This is a genomic window from Actinoplanes octamycinicus (assembly GCF_014205225.1).
Taxonomy (GTDB): Bacteria; Actinomycetota; Actinomycetes; order Mycobacteriales; family Micromonosporaceae; genus Actinoplanes; species Actinoplanes octamycinicus.
The window spans coordinates 8,217,858-8,236,309 of record NZ_JACHNB010000001.1 but is presented as its reverse complement, the minus strand read 5'-3'; the positions used below and the strand labels follow the sequence as shown (position 1 = coordinate 8,236,309).

Genomic DNA, 18,452 nt, shown 5'->3' with positions numbered 1-18,452 from the left:
GCAACCCTCCAACCCGCCAACAGGACAAACCCCGACCCACAACCACCGCTCAACAACAACGCGGGCCGATCAAGACTCTGATCAACCCGCGTTTAACACCAGTTCCCTAGGGCCGATGCTCGGCCTCAGGCCTCCGGTCGAACTTTGCCAGCGCCGCCTTGCTGGTGCTGGCGTCCTGGAAGGTCAGCTCCCACGGGCCGGTGTTGACGTCCATGTCCTTGCCGAATCCGATCCACTTGCCAGCCAGCCGGCGCCCGGTCGGCTCGGCGAGCAGCTGGATCGCGCCGTGGTAGCGAGCACCCTTGTAGTGCCCCTGTGGGTCGGTCTGCTCGGTCCACGTGCCGGTCAGCACGTTGCCGTCCACGGTGAGGTCCATAGTTAGCGAGGACGCCGCCGAGCCGGGCACCGAGCGCACGGTCAGCTGGTCGTCGTGCTGGAGCAGCACGACGTAGTGCAGCCCGGCGTACGTGCTCTCCCGGCTGCTGCTGAAGAACTCGTAGCGGCTGAGCCAAACGCCCGAGTAACCGCCGGCGGTCCGGGCCGGGCCGGTCACTGGGACCGGAGTGTGGCGGACTTCGAGATCGTGGCCGCCACGCCCGTCGTCGACCACCACGGCGTCGACGTCGGCGGGGAAGCCGAGCGAGGAAATAGGGAGCCTAGTAACGATCTCCAGCGCCCGCGCGGTCGCTGGCCGCGGGTTGGGAATCTCGCCGGACTCGTAGCGCTGAACCGTTCGCTTAGTCATGGGCGCGCCCGCCTCGCGGATCCGCTCGGCGAACTCGTCCTGGGAGAGCCGCAGGGCGAGCCGAGCGGCGCGAAACGCGGTGTTCGGCCGGGGCTGCGTATTCATGGTCAACACCGTACGCCCCACGTCGCCGGAATGTCGCCTCTGATGTCGCCGGAATGCCGCCTTCGTCGTCGTCGCGCAAGGCGACGTCATGACGACATTCTGTCGATCAGCGATGGCGGCGGGGTTTGGACCGATCAGGAGGCCTGCCGTCGTCGCCCATAAGTGCGGTGGCGGCCGGTCTCGTCGAGGTAGGTAGAAGTGCATGGCCGCCATCGCTTCCGGACTGGAGCGGTAGGGCGGAGGCGGGTATGCGCAGCACGGTGATCGGGCACGGTTGGTGCCGGCGGTGGAGGCGTTGCCGGCCGTGGACGGTGGGGTGCAGGTGCGGGGTGGACGCGTATCCGTGCCCGGCTCGGCGGCAGCGGGCGGCGCTGGCGGCGTTGATGCGGAGGTTGCCGTGAAGCGGCCGGCCCGGCGGTTCCGGGTCTGGCCCCCCGATCCCCAACTTGTGGTCGTTCTGCTTGCCGGTGAGTTGCCGGGCTGGGAGGTCAGGTACGCGCCGGCGCTGTGTCTGCCCGGTTGTTCGCCGCGGCGGTGGGTGTATCAGGCGAGCAGGCCTTGGCCGGGCGGCGAGGAGTGGGTGGAGTGCGTTTATCCCGATGAGCTGGTGTGGTCGATCGACCGGTTCTGCGAGGTGTGCTGATGCGCGCCGGCGATCAGCAGATCCACCCGTTCGGGGTGAGTTGTCCGGCGTGCGGCGCCGGCATTGGTCAGCGATGCATCAACCGGATCGCTCGGCGACCGTTCCTGAGAACCGGCCAGGTCCATGAGAGTCGGCGGCGGCCGGTCGTTGCTCTGGTGGTGACACGGTGACCGGGCCGGATGAGACCGGCCTGTCCTGGCGCAACCGGCGGGTGATCGCCGAGCGACTCGGCTGGCCCGACGAGCGGCTGGGCGACTGTGAGCGCCTGGATCGTGAGCACCTGGGCTGGTCGGTGACCTGGTGGGACAGCCGTAACGGCGAAGCGGCCGGTTTTCGGGCTCAGCACCGGGTGCGGTGGCGCTACTTCACCTACGCGGCCGGTGGCACCGAGGCGGAGCTGGTCGCGGCGATGGCCGAGCAGGACCGTCTGGCCGCCATGCAGCTCGCCGAGTGGCGGTCACTGCGGCCGGCCGGATCAATCGTCATCGGGTCACAGTGAGCGAAGGACCGAACGATGCACGACGAGCGGCTCACGGTGCAGGAACTGCCCGGCCCGCCGGTCTACCTCTCCGAAGTGCGGCACCGGCAGTGCTGCGGACCGGTTCGCCCGCCGTCTGCTCAACCTGGTGCCCAGGCGCTGGCGAAAGCGCAGAGCCCCGAGGTGACCCGGACCCGATCGTTCCGGGTGGCCCGGACCTGTACCCGATGAGGCGGCCCGCTGCCTGAATCCGGCGAGGACCGGCGGCATACCCGAACCGAGCGGCCGCGCCCGGGGGCACCCGCGCAGGTTCTCGCCTCCCGGTCAGCGGCACCCTGTCGCCGGGTCACAGCTGACCCCCGCCACCGCGCGGGACCGCCTGCCCGCGCGGTGACCGGCGCCGGCCGCCGGGTGCGCACCCGGCACCCAACCGCTGCAAATCCCTACACCGCACCACGCGGTGTTCCTACCGGAGGAAGGAATCCGCATGGCACCGGACCGTCAGTCACGCGCCGGAAGATGCCGCAGGGGACCTGCGATCGGTGTCCGGCACCCGCCAGGCGGCCGTCGTTGCCGCAGCACGGGGTGGCCTGCCGTCTTGCGAGCCGGCTGGCACGGCCCTGACCCGCGAAGGCCCCGGACCACCACGGCCAGACACCGGGTGGCGCGATGACCAGCCAGGAGACCGCCGACGACGAACCGGGTTGCGCGCGCTGCTGGGCTCATGGTGAGCGGCCCAAGTTGATGGCCTCAGGTGAGATCACCCAACGCCTCGGCGTCAGCAGACAACGGGTGCAGCAACTCACCCAACGCGACGACTTCCCGGCGCCATATGCAGCGTTGAGCCTCGGCCGGATCTGGCTGGCCTCAGACGTGGAGCTATGGGTTCGGCAGCACTGGAGGCCACGATTGACGCGACAATGACGAAGGCGTGACGCGACGAGGCTGGCCGGTGTCGCTACGAGCCGATCGCATCGTCGCCTGCGAGCGGCAATCACGCCTGGCTTCGATCGAATGGGCGGCTCATCCGAGTCCGGATCGAACGTTCACCCATGATCAAGGTGCGTGAGCTTGGGTCCCACCTTGCAGACGTTCGCGGTGGTGAACTTACTGGCGGCGCGGGCCTGCTCGAGCGCGACTGGCAGCGTTCTTAACCACCTCTCGGCCCGGATCTTCCAAGCTTTCCGAGCCGACCTCTACTGACACACATGACTTCGGCGTCAGGCTTCGGGGACGGTGATGTCGAAGCTGAGGAAGTCCATCTCGTCGGGGTTCATGGTGTCGCCGATGTGTAGGGCGTCGATGCGGGCGAGTTCGTCGTCGGTGAGGTGGAAGTCGAAGACGTCGAAGTTCTCGGTGATGCGTTCGGCGCGTACCGATTTGGGGATGGCCGAGCGGCTTTGCTGGAGGTGCCAGCGCAGCATGACCTGCGCGGTGGTCTTGCCGTACTGGTCGCCGATGGCCGTGATGACGGGGTCGGTCAGCGGGGTCTGTGGGCTGCCGCTGTAGTGGCGGATGCCGCCGATGGGTGCCCACGCCTGGGTGAGGATGCCGTGCTTGGCGTTCGCGGCTTGCGACTGCGGCCGGATGTTGTACGGATGGAGTTCGATCTGGTTGACCGCCGGCACGATGTCGGTGCGGGCCGTCAGTTCGTCGAGGCGGATCGGCAGGAAGTTGCTGACGCCGATCGCGCGTACTTTGCCGTCGGCGAGCAGTTTCTCCAGGGCCTGGTAGGCGGCGACGGTGCGGTCGAAGTGTGCGGGCAGGGCCTGGTGCAGGATGAGCAGGTCGATGCGGTCGACGCCGAGCTTGCGTGCGCTCTTGTCGAAGGCGTGCAGCGTCTGGTCGTAGCCGTAGTCGGTGACCCAGACTTTGGTTTCGATGAAGATGTCGTCGCGGTCGATGCCGGAGCGGCGGATGGCTTCGCCGACTTCGCGTTCGTTGCCGTATGCGGCGGCGGTGTCGATGTGCCGGTAGCCGACTTCCAGGGCGGTCTGCACGGCCGCGACGGTCTGCTCGGGTGGGGTCTGGAAGACACCGAGCCCGAGCGCCGGCATGGTGACGCCGTTGTTGAGCGTGATGGTCGTCGTCATAGGAGAGCGGCTTTGCAGGCCCTGCTCACTGCCGGGTTTGATCTTCCGGTCGTCGCGCAGTTGCAGGAACGGTTCGTCGGCGGGGTCGTGGCCGGCGGCGATGGCCCGGCCGCGTTGCAGCTCGGCGTCGAGTTCCGCGCCCAGCAGGATCGCGATGTTGCTGATCCACATCCAGACCAGGAACGCGATGACGCCGCCGAGGGTGCCGTAGGTCTTGTTGTAGTTCGCGAAGTTCGCCAGGTAGAGGGCGAACGCGGCGGAGGCGACCAGCCACAGCAGCACGGCGAACAGGCCGCCGGGGCTCACCCACCGGAATCCGCCGGTCTTGGCGTTCGGCGACGCCCAGTACAGGATCGCGAACATCAGGCTGATCAGCACCAGCAGGACCGGCCACTTGGCGATGTTCCAGGTCGTCACCGCGGCGGAGCCGAGTCCGATCTTGTCGCCGACGATTCGGGCGAGGTCGCCGGTTAAGATGACGATCGCCGCGGAAGTCACGAGCACGAGCCCGACCACGGCGGTGACACCCACCCTGATCGGCAGCGTCTTCCAGACCGGCCGGCCTTCCGGGACGTCGTAGACGGCGTTCGAGGCGCGCATGAACGCCGCCGTGTAGCCGGACGCCGACCAGAACGCCACCAGAACCCCGATGACCGCGGCGATGCCGGCCTTACCCGCGTCCTGTACCTGCGTCAGGACGGTGTTGACCAACTGCTGCAGCTGCTGGTTCGGCGCCAGTTGCTGCACCGCGTCCTGGACCGTTGGTGGACCCCGTAGGCCGGCGCCTTTCCCGGCACAGGCGTCACGCTGCGGCTTGTGCCCCGAAGGTGCTTGCCGCAGTGAGTGCAGTCGGGCAGCACCTGTGCGCCGCACAGCGGGCAGAAACCGAGGTCTGGCCCTGGGTAGGTCTCCAGTGAGAGTTCGTGCTCATGACGGCGGCGGCACACGGTAGCCGCGCGGAACCCATCACCCTGGCCGTCACGGCCCCAGAACGCTGGCGGGGTTGTCCTGGTCACGATGGTGTTCGTCATGCGGCGAACCGATAGTGGCCATGCCGGCCTTCACCCCTCCCACCTCAGCCGCGTCCCCGCCGCGTCGTCGTTCACGTCCCGCCGCGTCGTCCCACTTCCAAGGAAGTGGAACGATCGTCCGGCGGCCTCTCGTGCGCCGGCGGCCCGACCAGCGCCCCGGACAAACAGCGGGCCGCCGGGCGCTGATAGACCCCCGCCAGGGCCCCACGCTGTGGCGACGCGCCGTCCGTCCTGTCCGAGGCCGTTCCGGACAGTACGAATGTGTTCCGATCGATGGCCGGACACCCGCCCGTCCGATGTGCTTCTGAGCAGTCCAGGTGGGCCGCGCCGAGCATCGTGTCGGCGACAAGCACCGCCGGAAGGGATATCCGAAGCAGGTGAGGTGCGCGATGTCCGCGCACGTACCGAGAGACGAGGGTGAGGATGAAGAGGATTCTGGTGTCCGTGTGCGCAGCAATCGCGACCACCGCGCTGGTGGCCGTGGCTCCCGCTGGGGCACGAGCAGGTACAACCGGTGAGACGATGGCGGAGAGACCCGCCGCGGCGAAGAAGAACCCCGGCATTTCGCTGGATGTCATCAACTCGCTTCCGGCCGAGCTCCGGAACGACCCGACACTCGTGGTGGATTCCAGCTACGAGATCGGAACACCGATCGTCCGCCCGGACGGGACGCCGGTCCCCGGGCAGTCGCGGGCCGCGATGGCAGCTGCGGCGGCATGCGGACGCCGCGGAGGGACGGTTGTCGCAGTGGGAACGGGACGCTGGAGCGGGGTCTCCAAGAGCGGCTGCTCGATATTGGGAAGGCCTGGCTGGGTGGTGGGGTACAGCTGGGCCAGGGCGCAGAACGTGCGTTCAACGGGGTGCGTCCAGGGACTAGGCTTCAACGCTCGGGGACAAGCCACTTGGCAGGCCATCGGCATCTGCGGAACCAGCGGTAGACGCGGCGTCCCCTGGGGGAACGTGCTGGCGACGCCCAAGGTTAGGGCCAGGACCGCGGTGATCCCTCTCGGCTTCGTAGCCACCTGGCGGCACTGACCCGCATTCTCGGCTGTGGCACCTTTGCTCCCCGGTCATCGGCGAGCAAAGGTGCCACAGGAATCCGGCCGACCATGGCCGTCGGTGACGCCGCGGAACCGGTCTTCGACGAGGACGCGCTGGATCGTGCGCTGACACTGATCATCGAGCGGGGCCGGCAGCTGATCGGCAACGCCGACGAGATCTCGGTGACGTTGTTGATCGGTCCGCGTCGGGACACGCCGGCGTGCACAAGCATCCTCGCCGGGCTGCTGGACGAATGGCAGTACCAGCAGCGGCAGGGGCCTTGCCTGGACGCGTCGGCGTACGCGGCGACGGTGACGGTGCCACCCTGCTGCGCTGACAGACCTACGCCGACACGTGGACTCGGTTGACGATCGTGATCAGCTCGCGGTTGGTGGCGCGTGCGGCTTCGAGCGCGACGGCGACTCGGGGTTCACTTGGCGTAGGGAGGTCATGGGCGTACGAGCATGCATCACCGTGCCCGGGGAACGGTTGCGCAGTTCAGCCGTTCTTGTCGGTGCGGCCCGTCCCGACCAGTGCCAGCAGGTCGCTGGAGAGGGCGGCGAGGTGAGCCGCGGTCTGTTTGGTCTGGGTGGCGCCGGTTTCGCCTTCGCGGGATACGCGAGCGGTGTCGGCTGCGGCGACGTTGACCTGTTCGACGGCGGTGGTCTGTTGTTTGGTCGAGAGTTCGATCTCGCGGGTGGCGTCGTTGGTGGTGCTGACGAGTTGAGCGATCGTGCGGAAGGCGGTGGTCGCTTCGTCGAAGTTGCGGGTGCCGGCGTCGACTGCCTGTGCGCCGGCTTCGGTGGACACGACGGTGGTGTTGACCGCTGCGCGGATCTCGTCGATGAGGGCCCGGATCTCTTTGGCGGAGATGGCGGTGCGGTCGGCGAGTTTGCGGATCTCTTCGGCGACGATGGCGAAGCGACGGCCTTGTTCGCCGGCGCCGGTGGCTTCGATGGTGGCGTTGATGGCCAGGATGTTGGTTTGTTCGGCGAGCTCGGCGACCAGTTGCACCACCGATCCGATCTGCTGCGACTTCTCGCCCAGGGCCAGCATGTGCTGCACGATCTGGTCGACCTGGGTGCGGATGGCGGTGATGGAGGCGCGGGTCTGGTTGATGGTGGCGTCGCCGTGGCGGGCGGCGGTCTCGGTGTCCTCGGCGGTCTTGGAGACGCGTTGGGCGCCCTCGGCGATCTGACGTGAGGTGATCAGGAGTTCGCTGATCGTCGTCGTGATTTCGGCCAGGGCGGCGGCTTGGTCACGGCCGCCGTTGGCCTGCTGGGCGGCTGCCACCTCCAGTTGCGCAGACGAACTCTGGATGTGGCCGACAGCGGCGCCGACCTGACGGCGTAGGGCCCGGTTGAGGCGCCGGGCGATGAACACCCCGCTGGCGAGCGCGAGCACGCCGAGGAGGGTGACGGCGATGATCGCCTGGTCGGCTTGCGTGGCGGCGTGAGCGCGGTCGAGTTCGACGTCGGCGCGTATCCGGTCGACGAGCGCGGCGTTGGCGTCCTGGACGGCCTGGCGGGCGGCGACCAGCTCAGCGGTGAGCAGCTGACTCACCTGTGTGAGGTCACGCGTCGACTGCCGCTTCTCCAGCAGGGGCGCCAGCACCGTGGTGTATCGGGTTTCGGCCGCGGTGACGTCGTCGAGCAGCTGCTTGGCCGAGTCGTCGCCGAGGCTGTCGCGTAGCCGTGCCGTTTGGTCGAGGAAGGCGTCGCGGTCCTGCCGGGTGCGTTGCAGGTCGGCCGGTTTGCCGGTGATCAAGAACCCCCGGACGCTGGACACTCGGCCTTCCATCGCGGTGCTCAGCCGTTGTGCCCGGAGCAGGTCGTCAGTCGCCGCGGTGATCGCCGTGTTGTTGCCGCGGACGACCAGGGTCAGCGCGGCGGCCGAGGTGACGGCCATGATCGAAGTGAGGCCGAGGGTCAGCGCGAAGCCGCCGACCAGTTTTCTGCCGAAGGTGAGCCGACTCATCGTCTGGTCTCCTGAGCGTGCGGATCGACTGGGAGGGCGCGGCTGCTCCCGGTGGCCCATACGACGATCAGCACAGAGGCATGTGACCGAAAGTCGCATATCAGATGTTATCGGTCAGATATCGCTGGGGCGGTCTACTGGCGCGATGGCCAGGGCGAGGTCAACGCCGGGGACGTGCCGTCCGGGCCGGCCGCCACCGCTGGAAGCCTCAGTTTTCGGTGGTCAGACCCATCCGGTGATCATTCGGCTCCGAATCACCGGGTAGGTATCGAGCGAGCGTGACCTAGGGATGGTTTTGGTGATGGCGGAGCACGGCATGAGTCGCCGGGCGCAGCATCTGAGCCCGGTGTCCGACCCGGACCCGGCGGGACGCCCGGATGCGAGCGACCTGTTACGGGCGGTCGGCCGCGGTGACGAGCAGGCCTTCGCGCGGCTCTACGACCTGGTGGCGCCCCGGGTGTACGGGCTGATCCGGCGGGTGCTGCGCGATCCGGCGCAGGCCGAGGAGGTGGCGCAGGAGGCCCTGGTGGAGGTGTGGCGAACCGCGGCCCGGTTCGACCCCGGTGGCGGGTCCGCGACGGCGTGGGTGTTCACGATCGCGCATCGGCGGGCGGTCGACCGGGTCCGTGCCGAGCAGGCGGCGGCCGATCGGACCGTCCGGGTCGGGGCGGCGTCGCTCGATACGCCGTATGACGAGGTGGCCGATGAGGTGTCCGGGCGGCTGGAGCGGCAGCAGGTGCGTAACTGCCTGGACGAGCTGACCGGCCTGCAACGGCAGGTGGTCACCATGGCGTACTACCAGGGGCACTCGTATCCGCAGGTCGCGGAGTTGTTGGAGACGCCGCTGGGCACGGTGAAGACGCGGATGCGCGATGGGCTGATCCGGCTGCGTGACTGCTTGGGCGTGGGGGTGACGGCATGACCGCGGACATTCATTCACTGGTCGGCGCATATGTGCTGGACGCGGTCGACGATCTCGAACGGGTCGCCGTCGACCGGCACCTGCGCGAGTGCGACCCGTGCCGGATAGAGGCAGCCGAGTTGGCTCAGGCCGCTGCGCGGCTGGCCGACGGCGCCTGGTCGGTGCCACCGCCGCGGCTGCGTGACAACGTCCTGGCCACGGTCGCGACGACCCGGCAGGTGCCGGTGGAGACTCCGCGCCGGTCCCGGCGGGCGTACCGGACCAGGTGGGTTGCCGCGGCCGCCGCGGTGGTCGCGGCGGCCGGCGCGGGCACGGCCGTCTTCACGATTCAGGAGCTTCGGGTACGTGACGAGCGCACCGCCGTCGAAGCCGCGCGCGCCCGGGAGGCCGAGGTGCGGGGCATCCTGGCCGCGCCGGACGTGAAACTGCGCGAGCAGCCACTGGTCGGCGGCGGCAAGGTGACCGTGGCGTACTCGCGGCTGCGGGACTCCGGGGTGATCCTGATGGCCGCGGACGCCGCACCGGCCGGCGGTCAGGTGTTCCAGCTGTGGACGGTCCGAGCCGGTAAGCCGGTGTCGGAGAAGGTGCTCGCCGCCGGCCAGACCTCGGCCGTCACGGTGGTCCACGGCATGTCGACGGCGTCCTCGGTCGGCGTCTCGGTGGAACCGCCCGGCGGATCGCCGGAGCCGACGAGGCCGGTGGCCGGCGTGAAAACAATCTGAGATTTGACCAATCCGGCGGGCGGTCGGCTCCGAATCATCGGTGTAAGTCCCGAAAAAGAGGAGCAAATCGATGCGTGCAACCAAGTTCACCGCCCTGGCCGCCGCCACCCTGTTCGCGATCTCCCTGTCCGCCTGCGGCAGTGATTCCGACGACAGCAACAGTGGCGGGACGACGGCTGCGGCGCCGACGATGACCTCGGCGGCGCCCAGCATGGCCCCGAGCATGAGCACCGACATGGTGAACTTCGGCCCGGGGTGTGCGGCGGTGCCGACCGATCCGGCGAACGCCGGCAGCTTCGAGGCGATGGGCAAGGTGCCGGTGGCCACCGCCGCGTCCGGCAACCCGCTGCTGTCCACCCTGGTCACGGCCGTGAAGAAGGCCGGTCTGGTGGACTCGCTGAACTCGGCCGACGGGATCACCGTGTTCGCGCCGACCAACGACGCGTTCGCCAAGATCCCGAAGGCGACCCTGGACAAGGTGCTGGCCGACAAGAAGACGCTGACCAGCATCCTCACCTACCACGTGGTGCCCGGCAAGCTCACCCCGGCCGACCTGGCCGGCACCCACAAGACGCTGCAGGGCCAGGACCTGACCGTGACCGGCAGTGGCGAGGCCTTCAAGGTCGGCACGGACAGCGCGTCGGTGGTCTGCGGCAACGTCCAGACCGCGAACGCCAACGTCTACATCATCGACTCCGTTCTGATGCCGAAGAGCTGATGAGCCGGCTGCGCGGGGCGATCTGCGGGATCGTCGCGGCGGGCACCGGGATCGCGGCCGCGGAACTTCTCGCGGCCGCTGTCCGTCCCGGTGCGGGTCCGCTGGTCGCGGTGGGTGGCGCGGTGATCGATGCCACCCCTACCCCGGTCAAAGAATTCGCGGTACGGGAGCTGGGCACCCACGACAAACCGGTGCTGCTCAGCGTGATCGGTGTCGTGCTGATCCTGCTGGCCGCGACGACCGGGATCGCGGCGACGAGGTGGCGGGCCGCGATCCCGGTGGGTACCGGGGTACTCGGTGCGGCGGGGGCGGCCGCCGCACTGTCTCGACCGGCCGGGACCGTGCTGGACGCGGTCCCGGCCGTGTTCGGGGCGGCACTGGCCGGGCTGGCGTTGTGGTGGCTGCTGCGCGAACGGCGCGGCGCCGCTGACGTCGTACGGGAAAATGGGGTTGATCGTCGGTTGGTTCTTCGCCTGTCGTTGCTGGCGGCCGGCGCCGGCGTAGCGGAGGCCGCGGGTCTGACCGTCTCCGGTCAGCGCGAGAACGCGGCAGGCAAGTCCCGGGAGGCGATCCGGCTTCCCGCGGCGGCCGATCCGGCGACACCGCTGCCGAACGGGATCGCAGCGGACTTCACCACACCGAACGCGAACTTCTACCGCGTGGACACCGCCCTGACCGTGCCCCGCGTCGATCCGTCGACGTGGCGGCTGAAGATCCACGGGATGGTCGACCGGGAGATCGAACTGTCCCTGGCCGACCTGCTGCGCCGGCGGCTGATCGAGCGCGACATCACCCTCAACTGCGTGTCCAACGAGGTCGGCGGCCCCTACATCGGCACCGCGCGGTGGCTGGGCGTGCCCCTCGCGGCGCTGCTGGGGGAGGCCGGTGTGCAGAGCGGCGCCGACCAGATCGTGGCCCGCTCGGTCGAGGGGATGACGATCGGCACGCCGGTGGCGACCGCGCTCGACGGCCGCGACACGATGCTCGCGGTCGGGATGAACGGCGAACCGTTGCCGCTCGACCACGGCTTCCCGGTGCGGATGCTGACCCCTGGCCTGTACGGGTACGCGGGCGCCTGCAAATGGGTGACCGAGCTGGAGCTGACCACTTTTGATCGGTTCGACGCGTACTGGGTCGAGCGCGGCTGGGGGCAGCAGGGGACGGTGAAGACCGCGTCGCGGATCGACAAGCCGAAGCCGTTCGCCCGCGTCGAAGCGGGCACGGTGACCGTGGCCGGTGTCGCGTGGGCCCAGCGGCGCGGGATCGCGGCCGTCGAGATCAGCGTCGACGGCGGGCCCTGGGCGAAGGCGGAACTGCTGCCCACCGCCTCGATCGACACCTGGACGCAGTGGCGGTTCAGCTGGAAGGCGACCGCCGGGCCGCACTCGCTCGCCGTGCGCGCCACCGACAAGTCCGGCGCGGTCCAGCCAGAAGCGCGGGCTACCCCGTTCCCGGACGGCGCGACCGGCTGGCACACGATCAGCGTCACCGTGGGTTGAACGAGGGTGGTGCGCCGGGACGTCGCCCCCAAAGGAGCGTCCGGGTGACCAATCCGGCGGCCGGCCCGCGTCGAATCCCTGCGTGTCGGGTGGTCGATACCCGCGGAAGACGGAGACGGCGTGGAACCGGACAACGACAACAGCGCCGGCGAGCGGCCTCAGGAGCTGGTGGTGGCCGACCGGTATCGGCTGCTCGCGCTGGCCGGGTCCGGGGGCATGGGCCGGGTGTGGCGCGCCCATGACGACCTGCTGGACCGGGAAGTCGCGGTCAAAGAGGTTCTCGCGCCGGCCGCTCTGCCCTACCTCGACCGCACCGAGATCCTGCGCAACACGGTCCGGGAAGCGCGGGCGGCGGCCCGGCTCGATCACCCCAACGTCATCCGGATCTTCGACGTGGTCCGCGCGGCCGGCCGGTCCTGGATCGTCATGGAGTACGTGCCGTCCCGCTCGCTGCACGACATCGTGACTCGCGACGGCCCGCTGACCCACCGGCACGCGGCCCGGATCGCCGCGACGCTGCTGGACGCACTCGACGCCGCCCACCGGGCCGGGGTGCTGCACCTAGACGTCAAACCGCACAACGTGCTGATCGCCGAGGACGGCCGGGTCGTGCTCACCGACTTCGGCTTGGCGACCATCGTGGCCGTCCCGCCCGGCCACGACGAGCCGCTCCTCGGCTCACCGCACTACATCGCCCCGGAACGGCTACGCGACGGGGTCTCCAGCCGGCAGGCCGACCTGTGGTCGCTGGGCGCCACCCTGTACGCGGCCGTGGAAGGCCGGCCACCGTTCTGCCGCGCGACCACCGCCGAGTCCCTGGCGGCCCTGCTGACCCACGCCCCTGATCTGCCGCAACATCCGGGACCGCTGCACCCTGTCATCGCCGGCCTGCTCACCGCCGACCCAGAACAGCGGCTGACCGCAGCCGACGCGCGATCGGCGTTGCGGGATCTGACCCGCCGGGCCGTCGGCGTCCACGCTGTTCCGGCGCCACGCCGCCCGGCCGACAACGCGGTCCGATACCGCTCAGCAGCCGCGCCGGTGCCCGCCGCGACTGCCCCGCCCGTGGAGCCCGCCTCCGGATCGACACCGACCCGCTGGCGGGGCCTGCTTCTGGCCGGCGTCGCCACGGCCGTGCTGGCCGTCGGCACCACCGCCGCGGTCCGCGCGTACGGCGATGACCGGATCGCACCGCCCACCCCGACCGCCGTCGCCAGCCCGATCGGCGCATGCCCCGCGACCGACGCCACGGCGCTGACCGGCTCCTCCCGTGACGACGACGCGCCGATCTCGCTGCCGGACGGCTGGCTGTGGCATGCGGACCCGGCCGGGTTCGCTCTCGCGGTGCCCCGGGGCTGGCACCGCGGCACCACGGACAGCGGCATCTGCTTCGGTGATCCCGGGGGCCTCCGGTCGTTCACCGTGCAGCGCGGTGGTCCGATCAACGGCCAACCACTGCGCCGCTGGGAGGACGCCGAGCAGCAAGCCCTACCTGGCTACCAGAAGATCAGCATGGGACTGCTTCTGATCACCGGTGGCGGTGCCGACTGGGAGTACTCCTGGCAGCCGGCGACCGGGGTCCGGCTGCACACCTACCGGATGCTGCTGGCCGCCGGCGAGGACCGCTCGTACGCGCTGACCTGGACCACCCGGGACGCTGATTGGAGTCTTGACCTGCCGATCCAGCGCACCTTCGTCAACGGTTTCCGTGACTCGTCGAGACCTGCGGTGACCTGGACCATCCCCGGCCCGCGAGGCTGAAAGAACGAGATCTTTCACCGGAACCAATCCGGGCGGCGGTCGGCTCCGAATCCCTGGCGACCGAAAAAGGTCACCCCTCGGCAAGGAGCCCCCCGTGAAACTCTCCCGTACCCTGCTCGCCGTCCCCGCCGCGGCAGTGATCCTGCTCGCCGTCCCGAGCGCCGCGTTCGCCGACGAGAGCGTGCACGTCAAACTCGACCCGCTGAACCACTCCGGCGCCTCCGGCACCGCCACGCTGACCGCCATGGCCGACGGCGACCTGAAGATCAGCATCCGGTCGACCGGCCTGGTCCCGAATTCGCCGCACGCGCAGCACCTGCACGGCTCCACCGACGGCATGGACTTCCACTGCCCCGACATGTCCGCCGACAAAGACGGCAACGGCTACGTCAGCACCGAGGAGGGCATGCCCGACTACGGCAACATCTTCATCTCGCTGACCACCAAGGGCGACACCAGCCCCAAGAGCGGCCTGGCCGTCGACCGGATGCCGGTCGCCGACGCCAAGGGCAACCTGACCTATGAGCGTACGATCCCGGCCGCCGACCTGCCCGCGGGCACGATCACGCACCTCAAGGACCTGCACGTCGTCGAGCACGGCATCGACGCGAACAAGAACGGCAAGTACGACCTCGACGGGCTCGGCGAGTCAACCCTCGCCAAGTCGGCCGGCCTGAGCGGCATCCCGGAAGAGGCGACCGACCCGGCCGTGTGCGGCATGGTCTCCGGCGCGGCAGCCGGCTCAGTACCGGTCGGCGGGGTCGCCACCGGTGACGGCAGCACCCGGCACGACTCCACCCCGCTCTACGCCCTCGGCGGCCTCGCCCTGCTCGGCGCGGCCGGCGCCTTCGCCGCCCGCCGCCGGCTGAGCTGACCATGACGGACACCGGCACCGTGAAGCCGGCCGGGAACCGCTGGGGGCGCTACGCGCTCTCGGCGGCCGTCCTGGTCCTCAGCCTCGTCGGCATCACCGCCCTGGTCAAAGGCGGCCAGGAAGAACAGCCGCGCCAGATCCCACTGGCTGCCGCCGCGTCAGCACCCGAGGCCGCGCCTGCGGCCGGCGGTGCTTCTTCGGCGGAGGCTTCGTCCGGCGGCGAGTTGACCAGCGGCCCATTGATGAGCACGTCGAAACCGACTCGCGTCGTCATCCCCGCCCTCGACGTCGACGTGCCGCTGACCGGCCTCGGCCAGCAGCCCGACGGCACCATGCAGGTGCCCACCGACGCCAAGACTGTCGGCTGGTACACCAAAGCGCCCACCCCCGGCGCGCTCGGACCGGCCGTACTCGCCGGCCATGTCGACTACCAGAAACAGCCCGGCACCTTCAACAAGCTCAGCGACCTGAAGCCCGGCGACTCGGTGAACGTCGACCGCGAGGACGGCAGCATGGCCATGTTCACCGTGGTCAAGGTCGAACGCTACGCCAAGGCGAACTTCCCGACCGACGCCGTCTACGGCGCGATCAACCGGGCCGGTCTGCGCCTGATCACCTGCGGCGGCGACTTCGACACCACCGCCGGGCACTACGAGGACAACATCGTCGTCTACGCCGACCTCACCACGGCCCACCCCGCCCGCACACCGACGGAGTAACGCCGGTTGGACACAGCCGGACCGGACACCGTCCGGTCCGGCTCAGCCTAGTTGTTGACCAGAGCCGACAGGTGTCTCACATAGGGTGTCCGATGGTTTCTACGGTGAGCGGGGGCCATCCACTACTCTTGCCTTCGTGACCGCGACCTTGATCGGCGACGCCCGACGCCCAGCAGATCGGTGATTCTCTCACCGCCGGGCGTGTCCGGTTGCAGCTCGGTTCGATGATCTACGACCCGACTGACCCCATGGGCAAGATGTTCTTCACCATCCTGGCCACCTTCGCCGAGTTCGAGGCCGACCTGCTGCGGATGCGTACCCGCGAAGGCATGGCCATCGCCAAGGCCAAGGGCAACACGGTGTACCGGGTGCTCGACCGCGCCGACACCGTCGCGGCCGTGTCGGCCGGCGCGTCATGACCGGGGCTCGCATCGCTCGTTCGAGGCTCTGCCACCGGGGTATGCGACGTGTGCCATCGCCTCCGGCGTCCCACCGGAGAATCCGTCGGTCGTGAACAGACAGGAGCGCAGCCGCCATGAGTGAGCTCGCCACGCAGGTCGACGTGCCTCGCGGTCCGCAAGCGCCCGCCGCGGCCCGCGGTGCGGTCATCGACGCGCTGCGCGGCTGGGGTCTGCACGAGCAGGCGTGGCTGGGGAACGTGAGCGTCGTGGTCAGCGAGCTGGTCACCAACGCCGTGCTGCACGGCGGTGGCCCGATCACGCTCATCCTGCGCCTGGACGAACGAGGCCTCACGCTGACCGTCGCCGACGGTTCCCCGGCCCTACCTCACCGCCGTGACCCGGACCTGACCGGTGGCCGCGGGCTGATGCTCATCGAAGCCCTCAGCAGCCGGTGGGGCGTGCTGCACGACCCCGGCGGCAAACGCGTCTGGGCCGAGCTGCCGCCATGCCCATCTGATCAACAGCTCACCACCAGCAACGGAAGGGCCGCGTGAACATCACCAGCCACCACGGCGACGACCAGGTGCGGATCGCGCTCACCGGCGAACTCGACATGGCCACGACCGAGCAGCTGCGCGCTCACCTCGATCACACCCTCATCAGCCGGCCTCGACTGGTGCTGGTCGACCTCGACGGCGTCACCTTCTGTGACTCCACCGGCATCAGCGCTCTCGTGGCAGCACGCACCGCTGCCGCAGCCGCCGGCAGCCACCTGCAGGTTGTCAACGCGCACGGCATCACCGCGAAGACCATGCAGATCACCGGTGTCCTGGAGTTCCTGACCACGCCGCCAGGGCACTGACCGGACCGACAGGAGTCGTTGATCCATACCGGGCAGCAGTGCCCGCCGTTTGTTGCGACGCGTTCGACTATGCGGTCAACGCCGACACCGCGCACCTGGCCCTTTCGACGCCGTCGGGCACGGATCGGCCGGCGCCCTGCGCCCGGTCATGCTTCGTCCGCAGGTCAGTAGGCGCCCGGACGCGCCGTCGGTCGGCGGGCTGTCGCCGTCCCGCGCCCCGGCGCCACCTCCTCAGCGTGGGGCAGCCGGTCCTTACGCCGCCGTGGGAACGATGATTTCCTCGGCTACGGCAATCCGGTCCCGGCCGGCGTTCTTGGCGGCGTAAAGGGCCCGGTCGGCGTAGAGCACGAGGGAGCTCGCGTCGTCGGTCTCGACCGGCAGGAAGGCGACGCCCACCGAGACTGTCACCCGGTGCAGGCGTCCGTCGCCCACCGCGATGGGTACCGCGCCGACCCCGCACCGGACCTGTTCGGCGATCGCCGTGGCCGTGTCGTGATCGGCCGAGGGCAGCAGCACCGCGAACTCCTCGCCGCCGTAGCGCGCCACCAGGTCGCCGGGGCGGACGGTCTTGCCGAGCCGGTGCGCCACCTCGATGAGCACCCGGTCGCCGCCGTCGTGGCCGAAGGTGTCGTTGACCTTCTTGAAGTGGTCGATGTCGAGCAGCAGCATGCTCAGCGGGTGCCGCGTGCGGGCGGCCCGGATCGCCTCCGTGCGCAGGGACTGCTCGAAGTAACGGCGGCTGCGCAGCCCGGTGAGGCCGTCGGTGATCGCCGCGAGGCGTTGTGCCTGCACCAGTCCGACCATGCGGGCCAGCACGAGCATGAAGAGCACGTTGCAGGCGATCCCGGCGATGAGCACGTGCGGGGACCGGTGCCGCAGGACCTGCACGATCAGGCTGGTCGAGGCCGTGCTGGCGGCCATGGCGAGCATGGCCAGCCGGCCCACGGTGGCATCGGGCGTCGCGGTGGAGGACTCGGCCGCCATCACCGGCACGGCCGGGTGCAGCATGCCAGCGGCGAGCAGGAAGCTGGCGGCCATCCACACCGCGTCGAGGTGATTCCCGTCCTGGTAGGTGCCGTTGAGCTGCTGGATCGCGTACGTCATGTCGGCGTACAGGATGAGCGCGAGGTAGCCGCCGAGCATTCGCAGCGGCACGGGCCGCTGCCCGGCGCCGAGCATGAGCCGGGCGCCCACCGTGATGAGCATGAGGTCGCCGACAGGGTAGGCCGCCGCCACCACGTTGGCCAGGAGGCCCGCCGACCCGTCCATCGAGGGCGCGATGATGAACTCGTACGCGAGGTAGCCGGCACTGACGGCCACGATGGCCGCGTCGATCGCGCTGGCGCCGTCCCAGCCCGGGGTGCGCCGCCGTACGATCAGCAGCAAGCCGGCCGCCATCAGCGGATATTGCAGCAGGTAAGCGATGTCGGAGACGTTGGGAACCGGCGCTTGCGGATAGATGATGGCGAGAATGTAGTAGATCACGTCGCCGGCCGCGGCGGCCAGAGCGGCGGCACCCAGCAGGAGCAGCATCCACCGCATGCCGCGGTGGCGGCGGGCCGCGATCAGGCACGCCACGGCCAGCGTGGCGTTCGCGCTCACGAACAGCGCCATCTGCACGCCCGCCCAGGCGTCACCCAGGCTCAGCACCCAGTAGTAGACGCCGATCACCACCGGCGCTGCCGCGATCAGCAAGTGCCACGGCTGGACGCGCCGGTCGCCCGCGGCGACTGCTATCCGCTTCACGTATCCAGAGTGGGACACCCCGGGTGCAGAAAGGGTGCAAAAGGAAGGTTCGGGTTGGTCCTCGACACGGTCGAGGTGCCCGCCTCTGCCGCGGAACCGGTCAGAGGCGCAGGCA

19 protein-coding genes and 2 pseudogenes are annotated in these 18,452 nt (G+C 69.7%); 15 read left to right on the top strand and 6 right to left on the bottom strand.

The window, feature by feature from the left end:
• Positions 1–106: 106 nt before the first annotated feature.
• The gene (locus tag BJY16_RS37310) at positions 107–850 is read right to left on the bottom strand and encodes a helix-turn-helix domain-containing protein (RefSeq protein WP_185044252.1); all 744 of its coding nucleotides are present in this window, start codon (positions 848–850) and stop codon (positions 107–109) included.
• A 642-nt stretch (positions 851–1,492) separates the two neighbouring features.
• Between BJY16_RS37310 and BJY16_RS49125 the strand changes: the two genes are divergently transcribed.
• Genes BJY16_RS49125 through BJY16_RS37300 form a run of 3 tightly spaced genes read left to right on the top strand, consistent with a single transcriptional unit; the run spans position 1,493 to position 2,202 of the window.
• Positions 1,493–1,663, top strand: coding sequence for a zinc finger domain-containing protein (locus tag BJY16_RS49125; protein WP_425551358.1), 171 nt, complete (start codon positions 1,493–1,495; stop codon positions 1,661–1,663).
• Positions 1,660–1,992: a hypothetical protein gene (locus BJY16_RS37305; protein WP_185044251.1), complete on the top strand. Its 333-nt coding sequence runs from the start codon at positions 1,660–1,662 to the stop codon at positions 1,990–1,992. The genes BJY16_RS49125 and BJY16_RS37305 overlap by 4 nt, the downstream gene beginning before the upstream one ends.
• A gap of 15 nt (positions 1,993–2,007) precedes the next feature.
• The gene (locus BJY16_RS37300; RefSeq protein WP_185044250.1) at positions 2,008–2,202 is read left to right on the top strand and encodes a hypothetical protein; all 195 of its coding nucleotides are present in this window, start codon (positions 2,008–2,010) and stop codon (positions 2,200–2,202) included.
• Positions 2,203–3,191: 989 nt separating this feature from the next.
• On the opposite strand, the pseudogene BJY16_RS37295 reads toward BJY16_RS37300, so the two are convergent.
• The 3 genes and pseudogenes from BJY16_RS37295 to BJY16_RS49055 form a co-directional block, all read right to left on the bottom strand.
• Positions 3,192–3,989 (bottom strand): annotated as a pseudogene (locus BJY16_RS37295) (aldo/keto reductase); the annotation flags it as partial.
• A 90-nt stretch (positions 3,990–4,079) separates the two neighbouring features.
• Positions 4,080–4,835, bottom strand: a pseudogene (locus BJY16_RS37290) (YihY/virulence factor BrkB family protein); the annotation flags it as partial.
• A complete protein-coding gene (locus BJY16_RS49055; RefSeq protein WP_185044249.1) occupies positions 4,757–5,095 on the bottom strand; it encodes a DUF2321 domain-containing protein in 339 nt (112 codons plus the stop codon). The pseudogene BJY16_RS37290 and the gene BJY16_RS49055, both read right to left, overlap by 79 nt.
• 423 nt (positions 5,096–5,518) lie before the next feature.
• On the opposite strand from BJY16_RS49055, the gene BJY16_RS37280 reads away from it, so the two are divergent.
• Both BJY16_RS37280 and BJY16_RS37275 read left to right on the top strand, forming a co-directional pair.
• The gene (locus tag BJY16_RS37280; RefSeq protein ID WP_185044248.1) at positions 5,519–6,130 is read left to right on the top strand and encodes a hypothetical protein; all 612 of its coding nucleotides are present in this window, start codon (positions 5,519–5,521) and stop codon (positions 6,128–6,130) included.
• Between the two features lie 74 nt (positions 6,131–6,204).
• Entirely contained in the window at positions 6,205–6,504 is a 300-nt protein-coding gene (locus BJY16_RS37275; protein ID WP_185044247.1) for a hypothetical protein, read from the top strand.
• 130 nt (positions 6,505–6,634) lie between these two features.
• Here the strand turns inward: BJY16_RS37275 and BJY16_RS37270 are convergent, their stop codons facing one another.
• On the bottom strand, positions 6,635–8,113 hold the full coding sequence (locus BJY16_RS37270; protein WP_185044246.1) for a methyl-accepting chemotaxis protein: 1,479 nt from the start codon (positions 8,111–8,113) through the stop codon (positions 6,635–6,637).
• A gap of 316 nt (positions 8,114–8,429) precedes the next feature.
• Between BJY16_RS37270 and sigK the strand changes: the two genes are divergently transcribed.
• From sigK to BJY16_RS37220, 10 genes are all read left to right on the top strand, one after another.
• Positions 8,430–9,035: an ECF RNA polymerase sigma factor SigK gene (gene sigK / locus BJY16_RS37265; protein ID WP_239177328.1), complete on the top strand. Its 606-nt coding sequence runs from the start codon at positions 8,430–8,432 to the stop codon at positions 9,033–9,035.
• Positions 9,032–9,757, top strand: a complete 726-nt coding sequence (locus BJY16_RS37260) for an anti-sigma factor (RefSeq protein ID WP_185044244.1) — start codon at positions 9,032–9,034, stop codon at positions 9,755–9,757. The genes sigK and BJY16_RS37260 overlap by 4 nt, the downstream gene beginning before the upstream one ends.
• Positions 9,758–9,827: 70 nt before the next feature.
• A complete protein-coding gene (locus BJY16_RS37255) occupies positions 9,828–10,475 on the top strand; it encodes a fasciclin domain-containing protein (protein WP_185044243.1) in 648 nt (215 codons plus the stop codon).
• Complete coding sequence (locus tag BJY16_RS37250; protein WP_185044242.1) at positions 10,475–11,974, top strand: molybdopterin-dependent oxidoreductase; 1,500 nt, start codon at positions 10,475–10,477, stop codon at positions 11,972–11,974. Before BJY16_RS37255 ends, BJY16_RS37250 begins: the two co-directional genes overlap by 1 nt.
• A gap of 120 nt (positions 11,975–12,094) precedes the next feature.
• Entirely contained in the window at positions 12,095–13,735 is a 1,641-nt protein-coding gene (locus BJY16_RS37245; protein WP_185044241.1) for a serine/threonine-protein kinase, read from the top strand.
• Positions 13,736–13,829: 94 nt separating this feature from the next.
• Positions 13,830–14,609, top strand: coding sequence for a GVDTG sorting domain-containing protein (locus BJY16_RS37240; RefSeq protein ID WP_185044240.1), 780 nt, complete (start codon positions 13,830–13,832; stop codon positions 14,607–14,609).
• Positions 14,610–14,611: 2 nt separating this feature from the next.
• Positions 14,612–15,328 (top strand): class F sortase, encoded by a 717-nt coding sequence (locus BJY16_RS37235; RefSeq protein WP_185044239.1) that lies wholly within the window; start codon positions 14,612–14,614, stop codon positions 15,326–15,328.
• A 176-nt stretch (positions 15,329–15,504) separates the two neighbouring features.
• Entirely contained in the window at positions 15,505–15,747 is a 243-nt protein-coding gene (locus BJY16_RS37230) for a recombinase family protein (protein WP_185046848.1), read from the top strand.
• A gap of 116 nt (positions 15,748–15,863) precedes the next feature.
• On the top strand, positions 15,864–16,283 hold the full coding sequence (locus BJY16_RS37225) for an ATP-binding protein (protein ID WP_185044238.1): 420 nt from the start codon (positions 15,864–15,866) through the stop codon (positions 16,281–16,283).
• The gene (locus BJY16_RS37220; protein WP_185044237.1) at positions 16,280–16,591 is read left to right on the top strand and encodes an STAS domain-containing protein; all 312 of its coding nucleotides are present in this window, start codon (positions 16,280–16,282) and stop codon (positions 16,589–16,591) included. Before BJY16_RS37225 ends, BJY16_RS37220 begins: the two co-directional genes overlap by 4 nt.
• A 252-nt stretch (positions 16,592–16,843) precedes the next feature.
• On the opposite strand, the gene BJY16_RS48755 is transcribed toward BJY16_RS37220, so the two are convergent.
• Positions 16,844–18,337: a GGDEF domain-containing protein gene (locus tag BJY16_RS48755; protein WP_185044236.1), complete on the bottom strand. Its 1,494-nt coding sequence runs from the start codon at positions 18,335–18,337 to the stop codon at positions 16,844–16,846.
• Positions 18,338–18,452: the final 115 nt, after the last annotated feature.

What these genes read in the sequence shown, in the direction of transcription:
- BJY16_RS37310 (WP_185044252.1), bottom strand. Translation starts at nt 850, where the DNA reads ATGAATACGCAGCCCCGGCCGAACACCGCGTTTCGCGCCGCTCGGCTC.
- BJY16_RS49125 (WP_425551358.1), top strand. Translation starts at nt 1,493, where the DNA reads ATGCGCGCCGGCGATCAGCAGATCCACCCGTTCGGGGTGAGTTGTCCG.
- BJY16_RS37300 (WP_185044250.1), top strand. Translation starts at nt 2,008, where the DNA reads ATGCACGACGAGCGGCTCACGGTGCAGGAACTGCCCGGCCCGCCGGTC.
- BJY16_RS49055 (WP_185044249.1), bottom strand. Translation starts at nt 5,095, where the DNA reads ATGACGAACACCATCGTGACCAGGACAACCCCGCCAGCGTTCTGGGGC.
- BJY16_RS37280 (WP_185044248.1), top strand. Translation starts at nt 5,519, where the DNA reads ATGAAGAGGATTCTGGTGTCCGTGTGCGCAGCAATCGCGACCACCGCG.
- BJY16_RS37275 (WP_185044247.1), top strand. Translation starts at nt 6,205, where the DNA reads ATGGCCGTCGGTGACGCCGCGGAACCGGTCTTCGACGAGGACGCGCTG.
- BJY16_RS37270 (WP_185044246.1), bottom strand. Translation starts at nt 8,113, where the DNA reads ATGAGTCGGCTCACCTTCGGCAGAAAACTGGTCGGCGGCTTCGCGCTG.
- sigK (WP_239177328.1), top strand. Translation starts at nt 8,430, where the DNA reads ATGAGTCGCCGGGCGCAGCATCTGAGCCCGGTGTCCGACCCGGACCCG.
- BJY16_RS37260 (WP_185044244.1), top strand. Translation starts at nt 9,032, where the DNA reads ATGACCGCGGACATTCATTCACTGGTCGGCGCATATGTGCTGGACGCG.
- BJY16_RS37255 (WP_185044243.1), top strand. Translation starts at nt 9,828, where the DNA reads ATGCGTGCAACCAAGTTCACCGCCCTGGCCGCCGCCACCCTGTTCGCG.
- BJY16_RS37250 (WP_185044242.1), top strand. Translation starts at nt 10,475, where the DNA reads ATGAGCCGGCTGCGCGGGGCGATCTGCGGGATCGTCGCGGCGGGCACC.
- BJY16_RS37235 (WP_185044239.1), top strand. Translation starts at nt 14,612, where the DNA reads ATGACGGACACCGGCACCGTGAAGCCGGCCGGGAACCGCTGGGGGCGC.
- BJY16_RS37225 (WP_185044238.1), top strand. Translation starts at nt 15,864, where the DNA reads ATGAGTGAGCTCGCCACGCAGGTCGACGTGCCTCGCGGTCCGCAAGCG.